Annotated in this window: 19 protein-coding genes; 6 read left to right on the top strand and 13 right to left on the bottom strand. The window is 69.9% G+C overall.

Features of this window, described 5'->3' with window-relative positions; genetic code table 11:
* Positions 1 to 58: 58 nt before the first annotated feature.
* Positions 59 to 1,030, top strand: coding sequence for a UDP-glucuronic acid decarboxylase family protein (locus tag EV138_RS31200; RefSeq protein ID WP_133983416.1), 972 nt, complete (start codon positions 59 to 61; stop codon positions 1,028 to 1,030).
* Here EV138_RS31200 and EV138_RS31195 read toward each other — a convergent pair.
* Genes EV138_RS31195 through EV138_RS31155 form a run of 9 tightly spaced genes read right to left on the bottom strand, consistent with a single transcriptional unit; the run spans position 960 to position 10,770 of the window.
* Positions 960 to 1,892: a glycosyltransferase family 9 protein gene (locus tag EV138_RS31195; protein ID WP_133983414.1), complete on the bottom strand. Its 933-nt coding sequence runs from the start codon at positions 1,890 to 1,892 to the stop codon at positions 960 to 962. The two genes, EV138_RS31200 and EV138_RS31195, sit on opposite strands and share 71 nt — an antisense overlap.
* Complete coding sequence (locus tag EV138_RS31190; RefSeq protein ID WP_133983412.1) at positions 1,892 to 2,578, bottom strand: SDR family oxidoreductase; 687 nt, start codon at positions 2,576 to 2,578, stop codon at positions 1,892 to 1,894. The genes EV138_RS31195 and EV138_RS31190 overlap by 1 nt, the downstream gene beginning before the upstream one ends.
* Entirely contained in the window at positions 2,575 to 3,924 is a 1,350-nt protein-coding gene (locus EV138_RS31185) for a PfkB family carbohydrate kinase (protein WP_133983410.1), read from the bottom strand. Before EV138_RS31185 ends, EV138_RS31190 begins: the two co-directional genes overlap by 4 nt.
* Complete coding sequence (locus tag EV138_RS31180) at positions 3,921 to 4,529, bottom strand: D-sedoheptulose-7-phosphate isomerase (RefSeq protein ID WP_133983408.1); 609 nt, start codon at positions 4,527 to 4,529, stop codon at positions 3,921 to 3,923. The genes EV138_RS31185 and EV138_RS31180 overlap by 4 nt, the downstream gene beginning before the upstream one ends.
* Complete coding sequence (locus EV138_RS31175) at positions 4,529 to 5,734, bottom strand: glycosyltransferase (protein ID WP_133983406.1); 1,206 nt, start codon at positions 5,732 to 5,734, stop codon at positions 4,529 to 4,531. The genes EV138_RS31180 and EV138_RS31175 overlap by 1 nt, the downstream gene beginning before the upstream one ends.
* The gene (locus EV138_RS31170) at positions 5,731 to 6,687 is read right to left on the bottom strand and encodes a glycosyltransferase (protein ID WP_133983404.1); all 957 of its coding nucleotides are present in this window, start codon (positions 6,685 to 6,687) and stop codon (positions 5,731 to 5,733) included. Before EV138_RS31170 ends, EV138_RS31175 begins: the two co-directional genes overlap by 4 nt.
* A complete protein-coding gene (locus EV138_RS31165; protein WP_133983402.1) occupies positions 6,684 to 7,685 on the bottom strand; it encodes a glycosyltransferase family 9 protein in 1,002 nt (333 codons plus the stop codon). Before EV138_RS31165 ends, EV138_RS31170 begins: the two co-directional genes overlap by 4 nt.
* The gene (locus EV138_RS31160; protein WP_133983400.1) at positions 7,685 to 9,139 is read right to left on the bottom strand and encodes an HAD-IIIA family hydrolase; all 1,455 of its coding nucleotides are present in this window, start codon (positions 9,137 to 9,139) and stop codon (positions 7,685 to 7,687) included. The genes EV138_RS31165 and EV138_RS31160 overlap by 1 nt, the downstream gene beginning before the upstream one ends.
* Entirely contained in the window at positions 9,136 to 10,770 is a 1,635-nt protein-coding gene (locus tag EV138_RS31155; RefSeq protein ID WP_133983398.1) for a carbamoyltransferase family protein, read from the bottom strand. Before EV138_RS31155 ends, EV138_RS31160 begins: the two co-directional genes overlap by 4 nt.
* Positions 10,771 to 10,966: 196 nt before the next feature.
* Between EV138_RS31155 and EV138_RS31150 the strand changes: the two genes are divergently transcribed.
* The 4 genes from EV138_RS31150 to EV138_RS31135 all read left to right on the top strand — a co-directional run bounded on the left by EV138_RS31150 (position 10,967) and on the right by EV138_RS31135 (position 12,697).
* A complete protein-coding gene (locus EV138_RS31150) occupies positions 10,967 to 11,776 on the top strand; it encodes a sigma-70 family RNA polymerase sigma factor (RefSeq protein WP_133983396.1) in 810 nt (269 codons plus the stop codon).
* Positions 11,777 to 11,845: 69 nt separating this feature from the next.
* Positions 11,846 to 12,205: a hypothetical protein gene (locus EV138_RS31145; protein ID WP_133983394.1), complete on the top strand. Its 360-nt coding sequence runs from the start codon at positions 11,846 to 11,848 to the stop codon at positions 12,203 to 12,205.
* Positions 12,202 to 12,426, top strand: coding sequence for a hypervirulence associated TUDOR domain-containing protein (locus EV138_RS31140; protein ID WP_133983393.1), 225 nt, complete (start codon positions 12,202 to 12,204; stop codon positions 12,424 to 12,426). The genes EV138_RS31145 and EV138_RS31140 overlap by 4 nt, the downstream gene beginning before the upstream one ends.
* 61 nt (positions 12,427 to 12,487) lie before the next feature.
* Entirely contained in the window at positions 12,488 to 12,697 is a 210-nt protein-coding gene (locus EV138_RS31135; protein WP_133983392.1) for a hypothetical protein, read from the top strand.
* Positions 12,698 to 12,775: 78 nt separating this feature from the next.
* Here the strand turns inward: EV138_RS31135 and EV138_RS31130 are convergent, their stop codons facing one another.
* From EV138_RS31130 to EV138_RS31120, 3 genes are all read right to left on the bottom strand, one after another.
* Positions 12,776 to 13,015 (bottom strand): hypothetical protein, encoded by a 240-nt coding sequence (locus EV138_RS31130; protein WP_133983391.1) that lies wholly within the window; start codon positions 13,013 to 13,015, stop codon positions 12,776 to 12,778.
* A gap of 107 nt (positions 13,016 to 13,122) precedes the next feature.
* Positions 13,123 to 13,323 (bottom strand): DUF3072 domain-containing protein, encoded by a 201-nt coding sequence (locus tag EV138_RS31125; RefSeq protein ID WP_166678815.1) that lies wholly within the window; start codon positions 13,321 to 13,323, stop codon positions 13,123 to 13,125.
* A gap of 64 nt (positions 13,324 to 13,387) precedes the next feature.
* On the bottom strand, positions 13,388 to 13,690 hold the full coding sequence (locus tag EV138_RS31120; RefSeq protein WP_133983389.1) for an NIPSNAP family protein: 303 nt from the start codon (positions 13,688 to 13,690) through the stop codon (positions 13,388 to 13,390).
* Between the two features lie 113 nt (positions 13,691 to 13,803).
* Here EV138_RS31120 and EV138_RS31115 point away from each other — a divergent pair, with 113 nt between their 5' ends.
* Positions 13,804 to 14,052 carry a DUF6343 family protein gene (locus EV138_RS31115; protein ID WP_133983388.1) on the top strand — a complete coding sequence of 83 codons (249 nt, stop codon included), beginning with the start codon at positions 13,804 to 13,806 and terminating at the stop codon, positions 14,050 to 14,052.
* Between the two features lie 29 nt (positions 14,053 to 14,081).
* Here EV138_RS31115 and EV138_RS31110 read toward each other — a convergent pair whose 3' ends face one another.
* On the bottom strand, positions 14,082 to 14,486 hold the full coding sequence (locus tag EV138_RS31110; RefSeq protein WP_133983386.1) for a VOC family protein: 405 nt from the start codon (positions 14,484 to 14,486) through the stop codon (positions 14,082 to 14,084).
* Positions 14,487 to 14,541: the final 55 nt, after the last annotated feature.

Here is a 14,541-nt window from a genome sequence, read left to right as displayed (position 1 = left end):
CGGCCGATTCACCGGCGCGTCCTCGGTTTCCAAGCCGCGGTGACGGGTACCCCGGGCTATGGACGAAAAGCACGTGGTGGTCACCGGCGGGGCCGGATTCCTCGGCAGTCATCTCTGTGAGCGCTTGCTCCAGCAGGGCCACCAGGTGACCTGTCTGGACAACTTCCTCACCGGATCGCCCGGCAACGTCGCCCACCTGCTCGACGATCCCGCGTTCACCTGCACGCGGACCGACCTGACCGAGTTCGTGCACGTTCCCGGCCCGGTCGACCTGGTGCTGCACTTCGCGAGTCCGGCCTCGCCGATCGACTATCTCCGGTTGCCGATCCAGACCCTGAAGGTCGGCGCGATCGGCACCTGGCACGCACTCGGCCTGGCCAAGGAGAAGGGGGCCCGCATCCTGTTGGCCAGCACCTCCGAGGTGTACGGCGACCCGCAGGTCCATCCCCAGCCCGAGTCGTACTGGGGCCACGTGAATCCGATCGGCCCACGCGGCGTGTACGACGAGGCCAAGCGGTACGCCGAGGCGCTCACCACCGCCTACCGGACCAGCGAGGGCCTGGACACGGCGATCGTGCGGATCTTCAACACCTACGGCCCGCGGATGCGGCCGAGCGACGGCCGCGCGATCCCGACCTTCATCCGCCAGGCGCTGGCCGGCGAACCGCTCACCGTCGCCGGGGACGGCAGCCAGACCCGCTCGGTCTGCCATGTCGACGACACGGTCAGCGGCATTCTCGGGCTGGCCTTCAGCACACACCCCGGGCCGGTCAACATCGGGAATCCCGACGAACGCTCCGTCCTGCGCATCGCTGAGGACGTCGTCGCGGCGACCGGTTCACGGTCCGCGATCGAGTTCATCGATCGCCCGGTCGACGACCCCGCCGTACGACGGCCCGACACCACGCTGGCCGAGCAGTTGCTCGGCTGGAAACCCCAGGTGGACTGGGAAGAGGGGCTCAGGTCGACGGTTGCCTGGTTCCGCGAAGCACTTGATCCCGAGCGGCCCGCAGCACTTCAGGGACGGTGATCCGGAGCAAGGCCGGGTCGGGTTGATCGGCATGCGGGTCGCCTGGCGACCCACCGTGGTACATGACGGTGTGCCGGTCGGGGTCGATCGCAGGGCCCCACCACAGTGGCGGTGTCGGGCCGAACAAGGTCACCGATCTGGTCCCGACCGCGGTCGCAAGGTGGGCGACTCCGGTGTCGCCGGACAACAGCACCGCCGCCGCGGCAACCCGACCGGCCAGCTCTTCGAGCGACAACCGTCCAGCCAAATCCTCGGCGCCTGTTTCCCGAGCCAGCAACCCGCACAATTCCACTTCCGAACCAGTCAGTACTACGTGCTGCCCGTCCTCGCGCAATCCCCGGATGACCTTGGTCCACCTGTGTGGCGGCCACTGCCGCGCGACGCTGGCGGCTCCTGGATGGACCACGACCGCTTCGTCCGGCGCGGCCTGCACCGACAGCCGAAGATCCTCGCGAGAACACGAGCCGCCGGCGTCCCCCACCAGCCGGCACCAGCGATCCACCTCGTGCTCATCGAGTCCCCAGCGGCTTGGACTGTGATGACCCGCGGCAGCGCAGTCGAACGCCAGCAGGTGGTCCGGGGTGCTTGCCTGGAGCAACAGATGACTCTCCGGTCCACGGCCGTGCAGGTTGACCGCGGTGTGCCGGCCGAGCGAGCGCCCGGGCGGTGGCCCGGACAGCCCGTCGGTCGGCACCACCTCGTCGACCAGTCCCAACCCCCAAAGCCAGCTGGACACGGGCTGCCGGCCCGCCAGCAGCAGCGGGCGGCCGGCGTACAGGCGTCTGAGGCCCCTCAGCGCCGGGACGGCCGTGAGCGCGTCGCCGAGGCCGAGGGCTCGCAGGACCAGGACCGGCCGGGGCACTACGGCCAGGAAGGTTCGACGGACGGGCAGATCACCAGTTCGCGGATCTCGACACCGGCGGGTTGACCGAGCGCGAAGACCACCGCGTCGGCGACGTTGGCGGGATCGTTGAGCATGGCATCCGGTCCGGGCTTGTACTGCTCGGGGCGGCCGTCGAAGAACGCGGTCTGCATGCCGCCCGGCACCAGCATGGTCACGCCCACCCGCCCGGCCGTCTCGACGGCAAGTGCCCGGGTGAACCCGACCACGCCGAACTTGGAGGCGCAGTACGCCGTCGCGTCGCTGAGGGCCCGCAACCCCAGGGTCGACGCCACCGTGACGAGCCGGCCGCGGGTCTGCTCGAGTCGAGGGACGGCGGCTCGGGCGATCGCCGCAGTACCGATCAGATTGACGTTGATCACCCGCACCCAGTCCTGCAGGTCGACCTGCTCGATCCGGCCACAGGCGTCGACTCCAGCGGCCGTGACCACACCGGTCAACGGTCCGCCGAGCTGTTCCTCCGCGGCCGCCAGCGCCCCTTCGGCGGAGGCAGGATCGGCGAGGTCGGCCTCGACCCAGCCGACGTCGTCGCCCGGCTTCTGCCGGTCGACGGCCACGGCAGTCCCGCCGTGCTTGCGTACTGCGCGAACGACGGCGGCGCCAAGTCCACTCGCGCCACCGGTGACGGCTACTCGGTCCAGACTCATCGGGTGGTTCCTTTCTCGAGGATCGCGGTGGTCGAGCGGCCCGGCAGGTACGGCATCAGGACGACTCGGCCACCCCAGCTGGTCACCAGAGGGTTCTCGGGCAACATCTCGGCGGTGTAGTCGCCACCTTTGGCCCAGATGTCCGGGCGCAGTCGCTGCAGGGCCGCGCGCGGATCGTCGTCGTCGAAGACGACCACGGCATCCACGCACCGCAGGGAAGTGAGGACCCGGCACCGGTCCTCCGTCGAGTTCACCGGCCGGCCGTCGCCCTTGAGCCGCCGGACGCTGTCGTCGGAGTTCAGCAGAACGACCAGGGCGTCACCGAGGCTCCTTGCGGCCTCGAGCGAGGCGATGTGGCCGGCATGCAGGATGTCGAAGCAGCCGCCGGTGGCCACGACTGTTCCCCCGGCCGCACGCACCCGCCGGACCACCGCCTCGGCGTCGAGGCTCTGCGCCACAGACACGGTCTCCGCGGTCGCCTGCACTCCCCCGGCAGCAAGCCAGTCCGCAGTGTCCTGTACGGCGGCTTCGACCGCCTCGCTCGTCGTCGCGCCCGCGCCGAGTCTGGCAGCGACCGTGCCCGCGAACCGGTCTCCGGCGCCGCAACTGTCACCGCGATATCTGAACGGCACCGGAGTGAACTGGGCCTGCGCTCCCCCGCTCGCCGTGAACACGCCGTTGCCGCCGTCCGTCACGGCGACCGACCAGGCTTGCCATCGCTCGCGAAGCTCCACGGCCAGCCGGTCGGGGTGCTCGACTCCCGCGGACCCGAACCGGACGGCTTCGGCCTTGTTCGGTGTCACCACGGTCGCCCCGGCTACCGGCTCGGCTCCGCGCGGATGCGGGTCCCACACCATTGGCCGGCGACCTGCCCAGTCGAGGAGAACGCGTCGTACCTCGGGGTGGTTCAGCACGCCGCCGCCGTAGTCGGACACGAGCAGCGCATCCGCTTCGTCCAGGGCCGCTTCCAGGGCGGCGATGTCGCAGCTGCCGTCACTGCTCGCCGAGGCCTCGACATCCATCCTCAGCAAGGACTGCCCACCGCTGCGGATCCTGGTCTTGCACCGGGTGCCGGGTGAGGTCAGCACCGACGTGACCGGGATCCGCTGCGTCAGAAGGTTGAGCAAACGCTTCGCGGGCTCGTCATCGGCCAGCGCGGTCAGCAGGTGCACCGAAATCCCTGGCCGGTCCAGCAGCACGGCTGCCAGACCGGCGCCACCGGCGCGATCTCTTTCCGACCCGATCTCAACCACGGGGGCCGGAGCATCCGGCATGATCCGCCGGACCTCACCCTCGATGTCCCGATCCAGCAGGACATCCCCCAGCACGACCACGCGCGCGGTCATCGGGACACCTCGGCGGCCTGGTCCGCCCACCGCACCGACGGCAGATGTCGCTCGACCGCCGCGCAGAGCGCGTGGACGGCGATCAGGTGGATCTCCTGGACCGCGGTCGGTGCCGCTGTCTCGACGGCCAGGGTCTGGTCGGCCAGGTCCGACAGCGGACTGCGGCCCGGCCCGGTCATCGCCCAGACCTGCATCTGCCGGTCCCGTGCGTCAGCCGCGGCGGCCAGCAGGTTGCGGCTCCGGCCACTCGTCGACAGCAGGATCAGGACATCGCCCGGGCGGCCGTGGGCCCTGACCTGGCGGGCGAAGATCCCGTCCGGCCCGAAGTCGTTGCAGATCGCTGTCAGACTGGACGTCTCCGCGTGCAGCGCGATCGCCGGCAGCGGCGCACGGTCACACTCGAACCGGCCAACCAGCTCGGCGGTCAGGTGCTGCGCCTCGGCCGCGCTCCCACCGTTGCCAGCAGCAAGCAATTTGTGACCGGCGACGAACGCGGTGGTGAGCTGTTGTCCCCAGCTGTCGATCAGGCCGGCCTGCCGGTCGAGGCTGGCCAGGCCGTTGCGCAGGTGGCCGAGGTGCTCTGCGACGGTTCCGAAGCGCGCCATCAGGACACCCTCCCGGTGATGACCGACGCACCGATGCGCCGGTAGATCTCCTCGGTGGCCGCGGCGACCCGCGGCCACGTGTAGTTACGCCGTACCCGGGCGGCTCCTGCTCGGCCGAGCCGTTCACGCCGGCCGGGATCGGACAGCAGGTCACGCAGGGCCGCCGCGAGCCGGCCGGGATCCCGAGGAGGAACCAGGAGGCCGGTGACGCCGTCCACCACGGTGTCCAGCAGCCCTCCGACCGCCGCACCGACCACTGGCCGGGCGCAGGCCATCGCCTCCAACGGCACGATGCCGAACGGCTCGTACCACGGGGTGCAGGCCACCACGTCCGCCGACAACATCAGCCCCGCGACATCACCGCGGGCCACCGGACCGATGAACCGCACCCGATCGGCCACCCCGAGCCGATCAGCCTCGGCACGCAGCCTGCGCACCTCCGGGTCGTTGTCAAAGGCAACCACAGGGCCGCCGGCCACCACCAGCTCGGCACCGGGGACCTCGGCCAGCGCCGCGATCACGGTGTCGACACCCTTGCGCTCGACCAGCCGCCCGAGGGACAGGATCCGTCCGCCCGGCCCGGTTCGCCACCACCGGTCGTCGGCAGCACCACCACCGAACAGCTCGACCCCACACGGTACGACGTGCAGCGACTCGGCCGGCGCTCCCAGTTCCAGCAGTTCACGCACCTCGTCCGTCGCCGTGGCGATCACCGCGTCCGCAGTACGGGTCAGCGTCGCCTCGATCTCCAGGCGGCCGGGTGGACTGGTGTCCCGGTCACCTTGGTGACGTCGTTTCACCACCCCCAGCGCATGAAAGGTCTGCGCGAACGGGAACGCGGTGAGCCGGCGAGCGTGGTCGCAGGCGAGACCGGACATCCAGAAGTGCGCGTGCACGACATCGGGTACGGCCGACGACCAGCGTGTTCCGAGCCACCGGCCGAACGCCGGCATGTACGGCAGCAGGTCGTCCTTCGCGACCGGTTCGGGCGGTCCGGCCGGCACGTGGACGACGTCGACGCCGGGTCCGAACGGAACCCGCTCCGGGAGCGTTGCGTCGTCGCTGCGGGTGTAGACCTCCACGTCGTGGCCGCGATCAGCCAGGGCCGACGCGAGCGCGGCCACGTGGACGTTCTGCCCACCGGCGTCGGCGCCGCCCAGGACAGCCAGCGGACTCGCGTGTTCCGACACCAAAGCGATCCTCATCGGCAGACCTCCTTCAACAATCCGTCCCAGTCATCCAGGAATCGAGCGAGTCCGAACTGCCGCAGCGCATGGGCGCGCCCGGCCTGACCGCGGGCCCGCGCCTCGGCCGGATCCCGGCGCCAGCGCTGCGCGGTCTCGATCAACCGGTCCGGGGCGGTGCTGACCAGACCGGCCTCCGGTGGCACCGCCTCGTACGCGGCGGTCGCACCGATCGCCAGGACCGGGAGCCCGAGCATCATCGCCTCGATCAGCGACAGCCCCAGGCTGGTCCATCGATACGGGTGCAGGTAGCCGAAGTGCCGGCCCATCCGCTCGTGCAGTTCGGCTTGCGAGAGGTCGTCGACACCAGCCAGTCCGGGGATCCGCGCCGGTAGTTCCGCAGTGCCCATCCCGTAGACACTGACCGGCACCTGCTGGGTGACGCGGGCGACCAGATCGGTGCCGGCCACCCGCCACCGGCGTACCGGTTCGTTGATCGCGGCAACCAGTGAGTCGTCGTCGCCGACGTAGCCGTAGCCGTAGTCGGGAACGCCGTGCTCGATCACGAAGGCCGGCGCGATGCCGTTGTCCCACACCGTCCGGTTGAACTCGGTGACATGCACGATCGGCACATCAGCCCGCGCCGCCAGTGGATGCTGCCAGTCGGCGACATCTCCTCGTGGTGTGTTGTGCTCGACATACACAGCCGGTACGCCGTGACGCCCCAGCGCGCGCCCGGCCCAGCGCGCGAACAGCTCCACCTCGCACGGACGCTGGAGCAGCACCACGTCGAGGTCGGTGGTCCGCAGTTCCTCGGGAGTGATCTCGCGGACGGTGTCCGGCCAGTCGTAGGTCTGGGCTCTGCCCTTGCCGTCCGCACTGCGATCGGGCAGCACCGGAACGTAGTACTCGTGCGGCCCTTGGACGAAGGACGTCATCCAGGCCGCGTGCACATGCCAGGCGAGGATTCTCATCCCGCTCCCTCCTCGATCAACTTGCTGACGGCAACGACTACCTCGTCGACCGCGATGCCACTCAGACAGGGATGACCCGGGATCGGGCACTCGCGGGCCCTGCTGCCCCGGCACTCCGCTTGCTGGTCGCCGAGCAGGATGGAAGGCACCCGCCACGGCGCCCACTGCTCCGCCGAGACGACCGGGGCGAACAACGAGACCACCGGCGTACGGACCGCGGCGGCGAGATGCGCCGGCCCCGTGTTGCCGACGACCACACAGGAAGCGGCCTGCAGTACCTCGGCCAACTGGCCGTAGTCCGTCTGGCCACCCAGGTCGATTCCATTGCTCCCAGCAACCACTTTGGTGAGGTCCCGCTCGGCCGGTGAGCCGGTCACCACGACCTCGTGGCCGGCGGCAACCAGCGCATCGACCACATCGGCGAGCCACTCCGGCCGGGCCGCGCGAGCCGACACCGAGGCGCCGGGGTGAACAACGACGTACGGGCGGTCCGGCCGTCGTACCCGCCTGGTCTGCCGCACCGCGAGGCCGCCGTCGTCACCCGGAGGCAGTTCGTACCCGGCGGCCCTGACCAGCGAGAGTTGCCGGACGACCTCGTGGCCGGCCGGCGCGCGGTGGCGGAGGTCGAGCAGCGCGCCCGGGTAGTCCTCGGAGGCGGCCGCGATGTTCTTGATCCCGGCCATCCGCAGGATCAGGGCCATCGGCAACGAACTCTGGTGGTACGAGGTCAAGACGAACGCCGCACCGAGGTGGGCCAGCGAAAGGACCTCGATCAAGGTGTTCACGCTGCGCCGGTTCACCGCGGGCGGGCTGAAGCCGGTCCACGGACAGGGCCAGACCAGCAGGTCCGAGACACCTGGCAGCAGCCGGGCCGCTTGTTCCCCGGACGGCGAGACCAGCAACACGACCCGATCGGTCGCCGCGACGGCCCGGATCGCCGGTCCGGCGAGCAGCACGTCCCCGTCGTTGTCGAGCCGCGTGATCAGGACCGTTCGCATCAGCGGCCTGCCCCGGAAGCGGCGAGGACGTGGTCGACCGCGGCGGCCAGGTCGGGGGCGGTCGTGCGGGCCTCCAGTATTTCGTCGGCCCTGGTCTGCCGGTTCGGCACCAGGACGGACCGCGCGCCGGCCGCCTCGGCGGCGGCCAGATCGGCCGCGATGTCACCGATCACCACGATCTGACGCGGCGGCACGCCCAGTTCGGCGGCCGCGGACAGGACCAGTCCCGCGGCCGGCTTACGGCACGCGCAGCCGTCGGCGGGTGCGTGTGGGCAGACCTGCCAGGTCTGGAAAGGCCCGATCAGGTCGTCGATCCGGCGATTCACGTCCGCTACCTGCTCGGCCGTCAGCAGGCCGCGGCCGATCCCGGACTGATTGGTCACCACGCCGACCTGCAGACCCGCGGTGCGCAGTCGCTCGACCGATTCACGGGCGTGCCGAACCAATTCGACCCGCTCCGGATCGCCGTTGTAGGGAACGTCTTCGACCAGCGTGCCGTCCCGGTCGAAGAGCACCGCCCGGACCGGTCCGGGCCACGCCGTACTGCCCCGGTGCCGCCACATTCCCGACAACCGGTGCCAGACAGCGGCGAAGGGCAGCACCACCGAGGTCACGGTCATCCGGGCGATCTCATCGGGACTCCGTGGCCCCGGTACGATCCGGCGGGCGATGAACTCGAGGGTCAGCCCCAGCCAGGCGACCGCCCCGAGTCGCCGGTACTTCGTCGCCAGCACCGCTGCGCCAACGGCGGCCAGGTGTGCCTTGAAGCGTCCCGGCGGGCACTCCGCCAGCCGGCGCCAGTGGCGGCCGTAGATCGCTCGCAGCAAGGCGTCGTCGGCGTTGCCGCGCTGCACGCGGACACTGACCCAGAAGCCTTCACGACGCACGGGATGGATCACATAGCGGCCGCCGCGCGTCAAGATCCAGCCGGCCCGGCGTACCCGGAGCGCCAGTTCGGCGTCCTCGCGGTAGGCCCGCGGAAATCTCTCGTCGAAACCGTCGACGTCCTGCAACGCCTGGCGTCGATAGGCCATGTCGGCCGTGGCCCACCGCGCTGTCTCCAGCCCGGCCGTCGAGCGCTCCCAGTCGGTGCCCGGCCGATCCGTGGGCCGCGGTACGACGATGGCGCCCTGGATCCCGGCGGTCGACGGGGCCGCGCTCGCGAGATCCGCGAGCAGATCCTCCGACCAGGTGCCGGAGAGCCGGACATCGTCGTCGAGGAAGGCGATCCACTCCGTGCCGGCGGCCCGCCAGCCGAGGTTCCGCGCCCGGGCCGGGCCATGACCACCGGCCGTGAGGATCGTCGCGTCGACCGGCAAGCGGCCCTCCGGTTCGCGCCGGTCGTCGACGACGTAGATCGCATCGGGCTGGTGGACCTGACCAGCGAGGTCGTCCAGCAGGTCGAACAGGCCCTGCCTGCCCACCGTCGGAATCACCACCGACCAGGTCGTCATCGGAACGCCTCGGCCCGGCGGACGACGTGAGGTCCCAGCACCAGCAGGCCGACCGGCGTCGAGCCGAACAGTTCGAGCGCGTCCGACGGGCTGTCCACCATCGGCCGGCCGGCCGTGTTGAGGCTCGTGTTCACCAGGACCGGCAGCCCGGTCCGTCGCTCGAACTCGGTCAACAGCTCCGCGAGCAACGGTTCGTCGGCCCGGTCGACCGTCTGGATTCGCGCCGTGCCGTCGACGTGCACCACGGCCGGGATGCGCTCTCGCCAGGCCGACGCGACCTCGTGCACGAACAGCATGTACGGGCTCGGCAACGGTCCGTCGAAGATGGCCGCCGCCCGCTCCGCGAGAACCAGCGGCGCCACCGGGCGGAACTGCTCGCGTCCCTTGATCTCGTTGAGTCGCTCCAGATTCTGCCGCCGCCCCGGATGAGCGAGCAGGGACCGGTGACCGAGCGCCCGCGGCCCGTACTCCGAACGGCCCTGGTACCACGCGACGATCTGGTCGTCCGCGAGGGCCTGGCCGACCACGGCGGCCAGGTCGTCCGGTGTTTCGAACGGCAACGCGGCCTGGCGGAGGCGAGCGGCCAGTGCGTCGTCGCTCCAGCCACGACCAAGCGCCGCCGTCGGCATCGGGTCCGGCCGGCCATCGGTTGCGCTGAGATGCAGTGCCGCGCCGAGCGCCGTACCGGCATCACCTGCTGCGGGCTGCACCCACACGTGGTCGTAAGGACCTTGCCGGGCGATCACCGAATTGGCCACGCAGTTCAGCGCGGTACCGCCGGCCATCGTGAGCGCCTTCGCACCGGTCTGTTCGTGCAGCCAGCCGGTCAGCTCCAGCAGAACCTCCTCCAGCCGGCGCTGGACACTGCAGGCGAGGTCGGCCTGGGCGTCGCTCAACTCCATGCCATCCTGCGCCTTGGGCGCGTACGCCGACCAGTCCACCGGCTCGGTGACGAAACCACCGTCGCCCGTCGTCCGGACCAACTCGCGAAAGTCCGCCAGATGCCGCGGTTTTCCGTACGACGCGAGCGCCATCACCTTGTACTCGTCGCTCGAGCGCAGGAAACCCAGGTGCTCGGTCAGGTCCTCGTACAGCAGCCCGAGCGAATGCGGCAGGTCCTGGGCGGCGAGGACCTGCAGTTCAGGTCCGTCGTACAGACCGGCCAGGTGGGACGCCCGCTCGCCGCGACCGTCGAGCACCAGACAGGCGCTGCGCTGGTACGGCGCTGCCAAGCCGGCCGAAGCCGCATGGGCGACGTGATGAGGAACGAACCTGACCTTCGCCGGATCGAGCCCCGGCAGGGCGGCCGCAAGGAAGCGCGGTGCCCGGCGGGCATAGTCGAGCCGGGTCGCGTCGCCCGGATCGGAGACGCCGAGCCCGGCCAGGTCTACGCACAGTGACGGGTCGAACGAGTAGCCGACCGCGTCGAGGTCTTCAGGTCGCAGGCCGGCAGTGTCCAGACACCAGCGCATGGACTGCTCGGGCAGTTCCCACGCCGACCATGGAACCGGCCGTTTTCCGTGCTTGCGCCGACTGAATCGTTCCTCCTCAGCGGCGGCGACGACCCGTCCGTCGACGACCAGTGCGGCCGACGGATCGTGGAAGATCGCATTGACGCCCAGAACCCGCATGTGCTTGACCTCCTTCGCCGGGGAGCAGCGGAGGTACCCGGGCACAACGCTCGTACACGTCGAGTAGCGCTTCTTCTCGCATCGCACTCGAAGCGCTACAGCGTGATTCGGTTGGCAGAAGCTGGGTACGGGTGCCCGATCCGGCCCGTGGCCCAGCCCCTCGCCACACTGCCGGTTCGGCGAGTGGGTGTGCTCCATGGCCATCAGCGATTCAGTTCCCCAGCCCAGCACTTCCGTCCGGCCGCCGGCGCGCCCGCTGCGCGATCAGCAGGCCACCGAAGTGGAGCGGCTGCTGCGACTTGCCGCAGGCGCACCGGAGTACCAGAAGGCGCGGCTGCTCGAAGAAGCCATCCTGGCGGGCCTGCCGATGGCGCGGACGCTGGCCGCGCGGTACTGCCGGCGAGGAGTGGACACCGAGGACGTCCACCAGGTCGCCTGCGTCGGTCTGGTTAAGGCCGTGCGCGGTTACCGGCCCGGCGACGACACCGACTTCCGGTCCTATGCACTGCCGACGATCCGCGGCGAGATCCGCCGGTACTTTCGCGACCGGGCCTGGATGGTCCGGCCGCCTCGCAACATCCAGGACGTGCAGTCCGCGATCAACGCAGCCGAGGGCGAACTGGCCCTGCTGCTGCGGCGCTGGCCGACCGCCGACGACCTCGCCACCGCGCTCGACCTCCCGGTGGCCGAGATCCTCGACGCCCAACGGGCGCAGGGCTGCTTCCACCCGACCTCGCTCGATGCCAACGTCGTCGCGTCACCGACGTTGTCACTGGCCAACACCATCGCGGACGAACGCGACACCTACGAACTCGTCGACGACGTCGAGGCACTGCGGCCGGTGGTCGCCGACCTGCCGGACCGGTCGCGGCTGATCCTGCACCGGCGGTTCGTCGAACATCGCACCCAGGCCGAGATCGGCGCCGAGATCGGTGTCAGCCAGATGCAGGTGTCCCGGCTGCTGCACGAGATCATGCAACTCTTCCGCGCGGCCCTCACCGCGTGAGCCATGGACAGGTTGCATAAGTTCGGGCCGCAGAGGTTTGTCGCGGACGTCCGCGGTTACCCCGATGTCATGAGCAATCACCTGACGTCAGCCGATCCCGCGACTCCGCGGGGGCGGATGTCCGTCGGCGATCGGGTCGTGCTGGTCGCCGCGGCTGTCGTTCTGGCGGTGAGCGGGATCTGGCTCGCTGCCTCTACCGCTACTGCGGCCAGCAACACCAGCGGCGACACCGCGGCCGTGACGGTCGCCTCGGTAGCGGCTGCCAGCCCGAGCCCGCTTCCGGCCGGCGACAGCGACGGTGACGCGAGCGACTGGACCGGGACGCCCTTGGTCTTCGTAGGTCTGCTCGCAGTGTTACTGGTTGCCGCCAGCGTGATCGTGGTCCGCTACCGCAGCCATCGCAGCAAACCGAACCGGGAGCAACGATGAGCGAAGAGTCTTTCCGCAAAGGCGATGCCGTGGAGTGGGACAGCCACGGCGGTACCGCGCAAGGGAAGGTGGAAGGCAAGATCACCGAGCGCACCGAAGCCGGTGGCCGGACGGTCGACGCCTCCCCCGACGAACCGCAGTACCTCGTCCGGAGCGACAAGTCGGGCGGCACCGCGGTCCACAAACCGTCGGCGTTACGACGGATCGGCAAGAAGTCCTGACACCACCTGGCCGAAGAACGGCATACCTCTGGAGGCGATGATGAGCTTCGATCGACCTGGCGTGAACGATCAGAAGACAGTCAGTGATACCGAAGTCAACGATGCGTTGGAGAACGGTGACATCGAGACGGAGTTGGCAGACGTCGACACCGTCGAACACGATGACGGACGGCGTTCTCCCGGCCCCGTTGAGGACGACGGACGGCAGCCGCCGAGTGAGCAGGACGTCACGAGCGGCGAGCAGGGGAACCCGGTGGAGCCGCCGGACTGATCAGCGCTGACAGGGAACCGGCCGCTGGCTGGGCGGAGTAGGTCGAGGAAGCCAGCGGCCGGATCCCGGAGTCGGGCGTCAGCCCCACCAGTAGAAGTGGTAGCCGCCACCGCGGTAGTAGATGTGGGTGACGATGTACTTCTCCCCGTACTCGAACCATTGCTGCACGCACTTGGCGTAGTCGTAACCGCATGCGACTTCGCCTTCTGACTGGACGCCGGTCGTGACGGTGGTCTGTGCGTGCGCCGCGGTCGTGGTGCCCACGACGGCCGTCACTGCAAGCCCGGCGGCCGCGATCAGTCGTGTGATGGTACTCATCAGGTGGTTCCGCCCTTTCGTCCTCGGCATTTGCCTTGCGCAACTTTGTTACGCTCTGTGCGACTGCCGGTACCCTCCGCGATCGGGCCTAATCACCTTTTCCTGACTCAGCTGTCGGCACCCCGGCCGGTCCGGGCCTGCAGCTCGTCGATCATCCGGGACGCGTCGGCCTTGGTGAGTTCGACCGGCACTTCGACGCCCGCCTCCTGCGCCAGCGTCTCGAGGTACGACGCCTGCGGCCCGGTCATCGGCTCGTCCCCCGTCGTCCAGTCCTCAGGATCCTTCTCGGGCACCGGGTTGACATCCATGATTCCTCCTGTCGAACAACCGCTCGATTACTGGGCACCAGGTACCCAGGTCGGCGCCGGTCAATCAGGTCAATGGACGCATGAACGTGCGGTCGTAACGCAGTACACAGCCGCTCTCGTCCCGGATCTTGTCCGCGGCGACGAAATCGGGATCGACGCCGAAGAGCGCGCGGTACTGCTCGTACTCCGCCAGGCTCGGGAAGCTGAACAAGGCCAGGGCCCGGTCGCTCGCGCCTTCGGACGGCAGGTAGTAGCCGTGATGGGTGCCGCCGTGCCGGTCGACCAGTTCGATCCAGCGCCGGCCGAACTCCTCGAACGCCTCGATCTTCGCCGGATCGATGACGTACTCGACCACACAGGTGATCATCCCGAATCTCCTTCTTGTCGGCTGTCGGGTGCCCGACGGGCCGGGGCGGAAACCCCGCGCGCGTGGCGGGGCGGAAACCCCGCGCGCGTGGCGGCGCGCCGCCGGGGTACCGGATGCGGCATGACGAGCGTTGGGCGGCCGTGACCAACCAGTACGGCGTACCGCCTCCCCCGCGCAGCGCGTTGACGCTGCGCCTGATCCTCGCGACCTTCGGCCTGCTCGTCTGTGCCGCCGCGGCAATCGTCTTCGCCCTGCTCGACCTGCCGCTGCCCCTGATCCTCGTCGCGGCCCTGCTGGCCGTGGTAGCCGCCGTCGACCTCGTCGTCATCACCCGCCGCAAACTCCACGGCGAACCGGGCTGATCCGAGGCCCACGGCAACTTCGTGGTGCGCTAAGCCGGCTCTTCGTCACCGAGTTCGGTGAAGAGCGTGAGCTGGATGCCGCCGGGGGTTTCGAGGCGGGCGTTGAGGGAGTTCCAGGGCGTTCGGGTGGGCTCGGCGATCACGCTGGCACCTGCCCCGGCGAGCTGGGCGGTGACGGCGGCGGAGTCGTCGACCTCCAGCGCGACGCGAAACTTGCCCGCCACCCGCCGTCCGACCTCGACCTTGTCGATGAAGTCCGCCTGGTTCGGGTCGGCGATCTCCAGCGTCGCGCGACCGGCCTCCAGGATCATCACCCGGCCGTCCTCGGACGAGTACGACTCACGCTCGGCCAGCCCCAGTACGTCGCGGTAGAACGCGACCGCCTCGTCGTAGTCCGTCGCCGTGACCACCAACCGGAGTTCCTTCACACCCATCCGACAACCTCCCAGTCCTGCGGTCCTCGACCGCACCGGCCATTCCGCGCCCTCA

Source organism: Kribbella voronezhensis (assembly GCF_004365175.1).
Taxonomy (GTDB): Bacteria; Actinomycetota; Actinomycetes; order Propionibacteriales; family Kribbellaceae; genus Kribbella; species Kribbella voronezhensis.
Note: the sequence above shows the minus strand (reverse complement) of the source record. Positions and strands in the feature narration are given on the sequence as shown.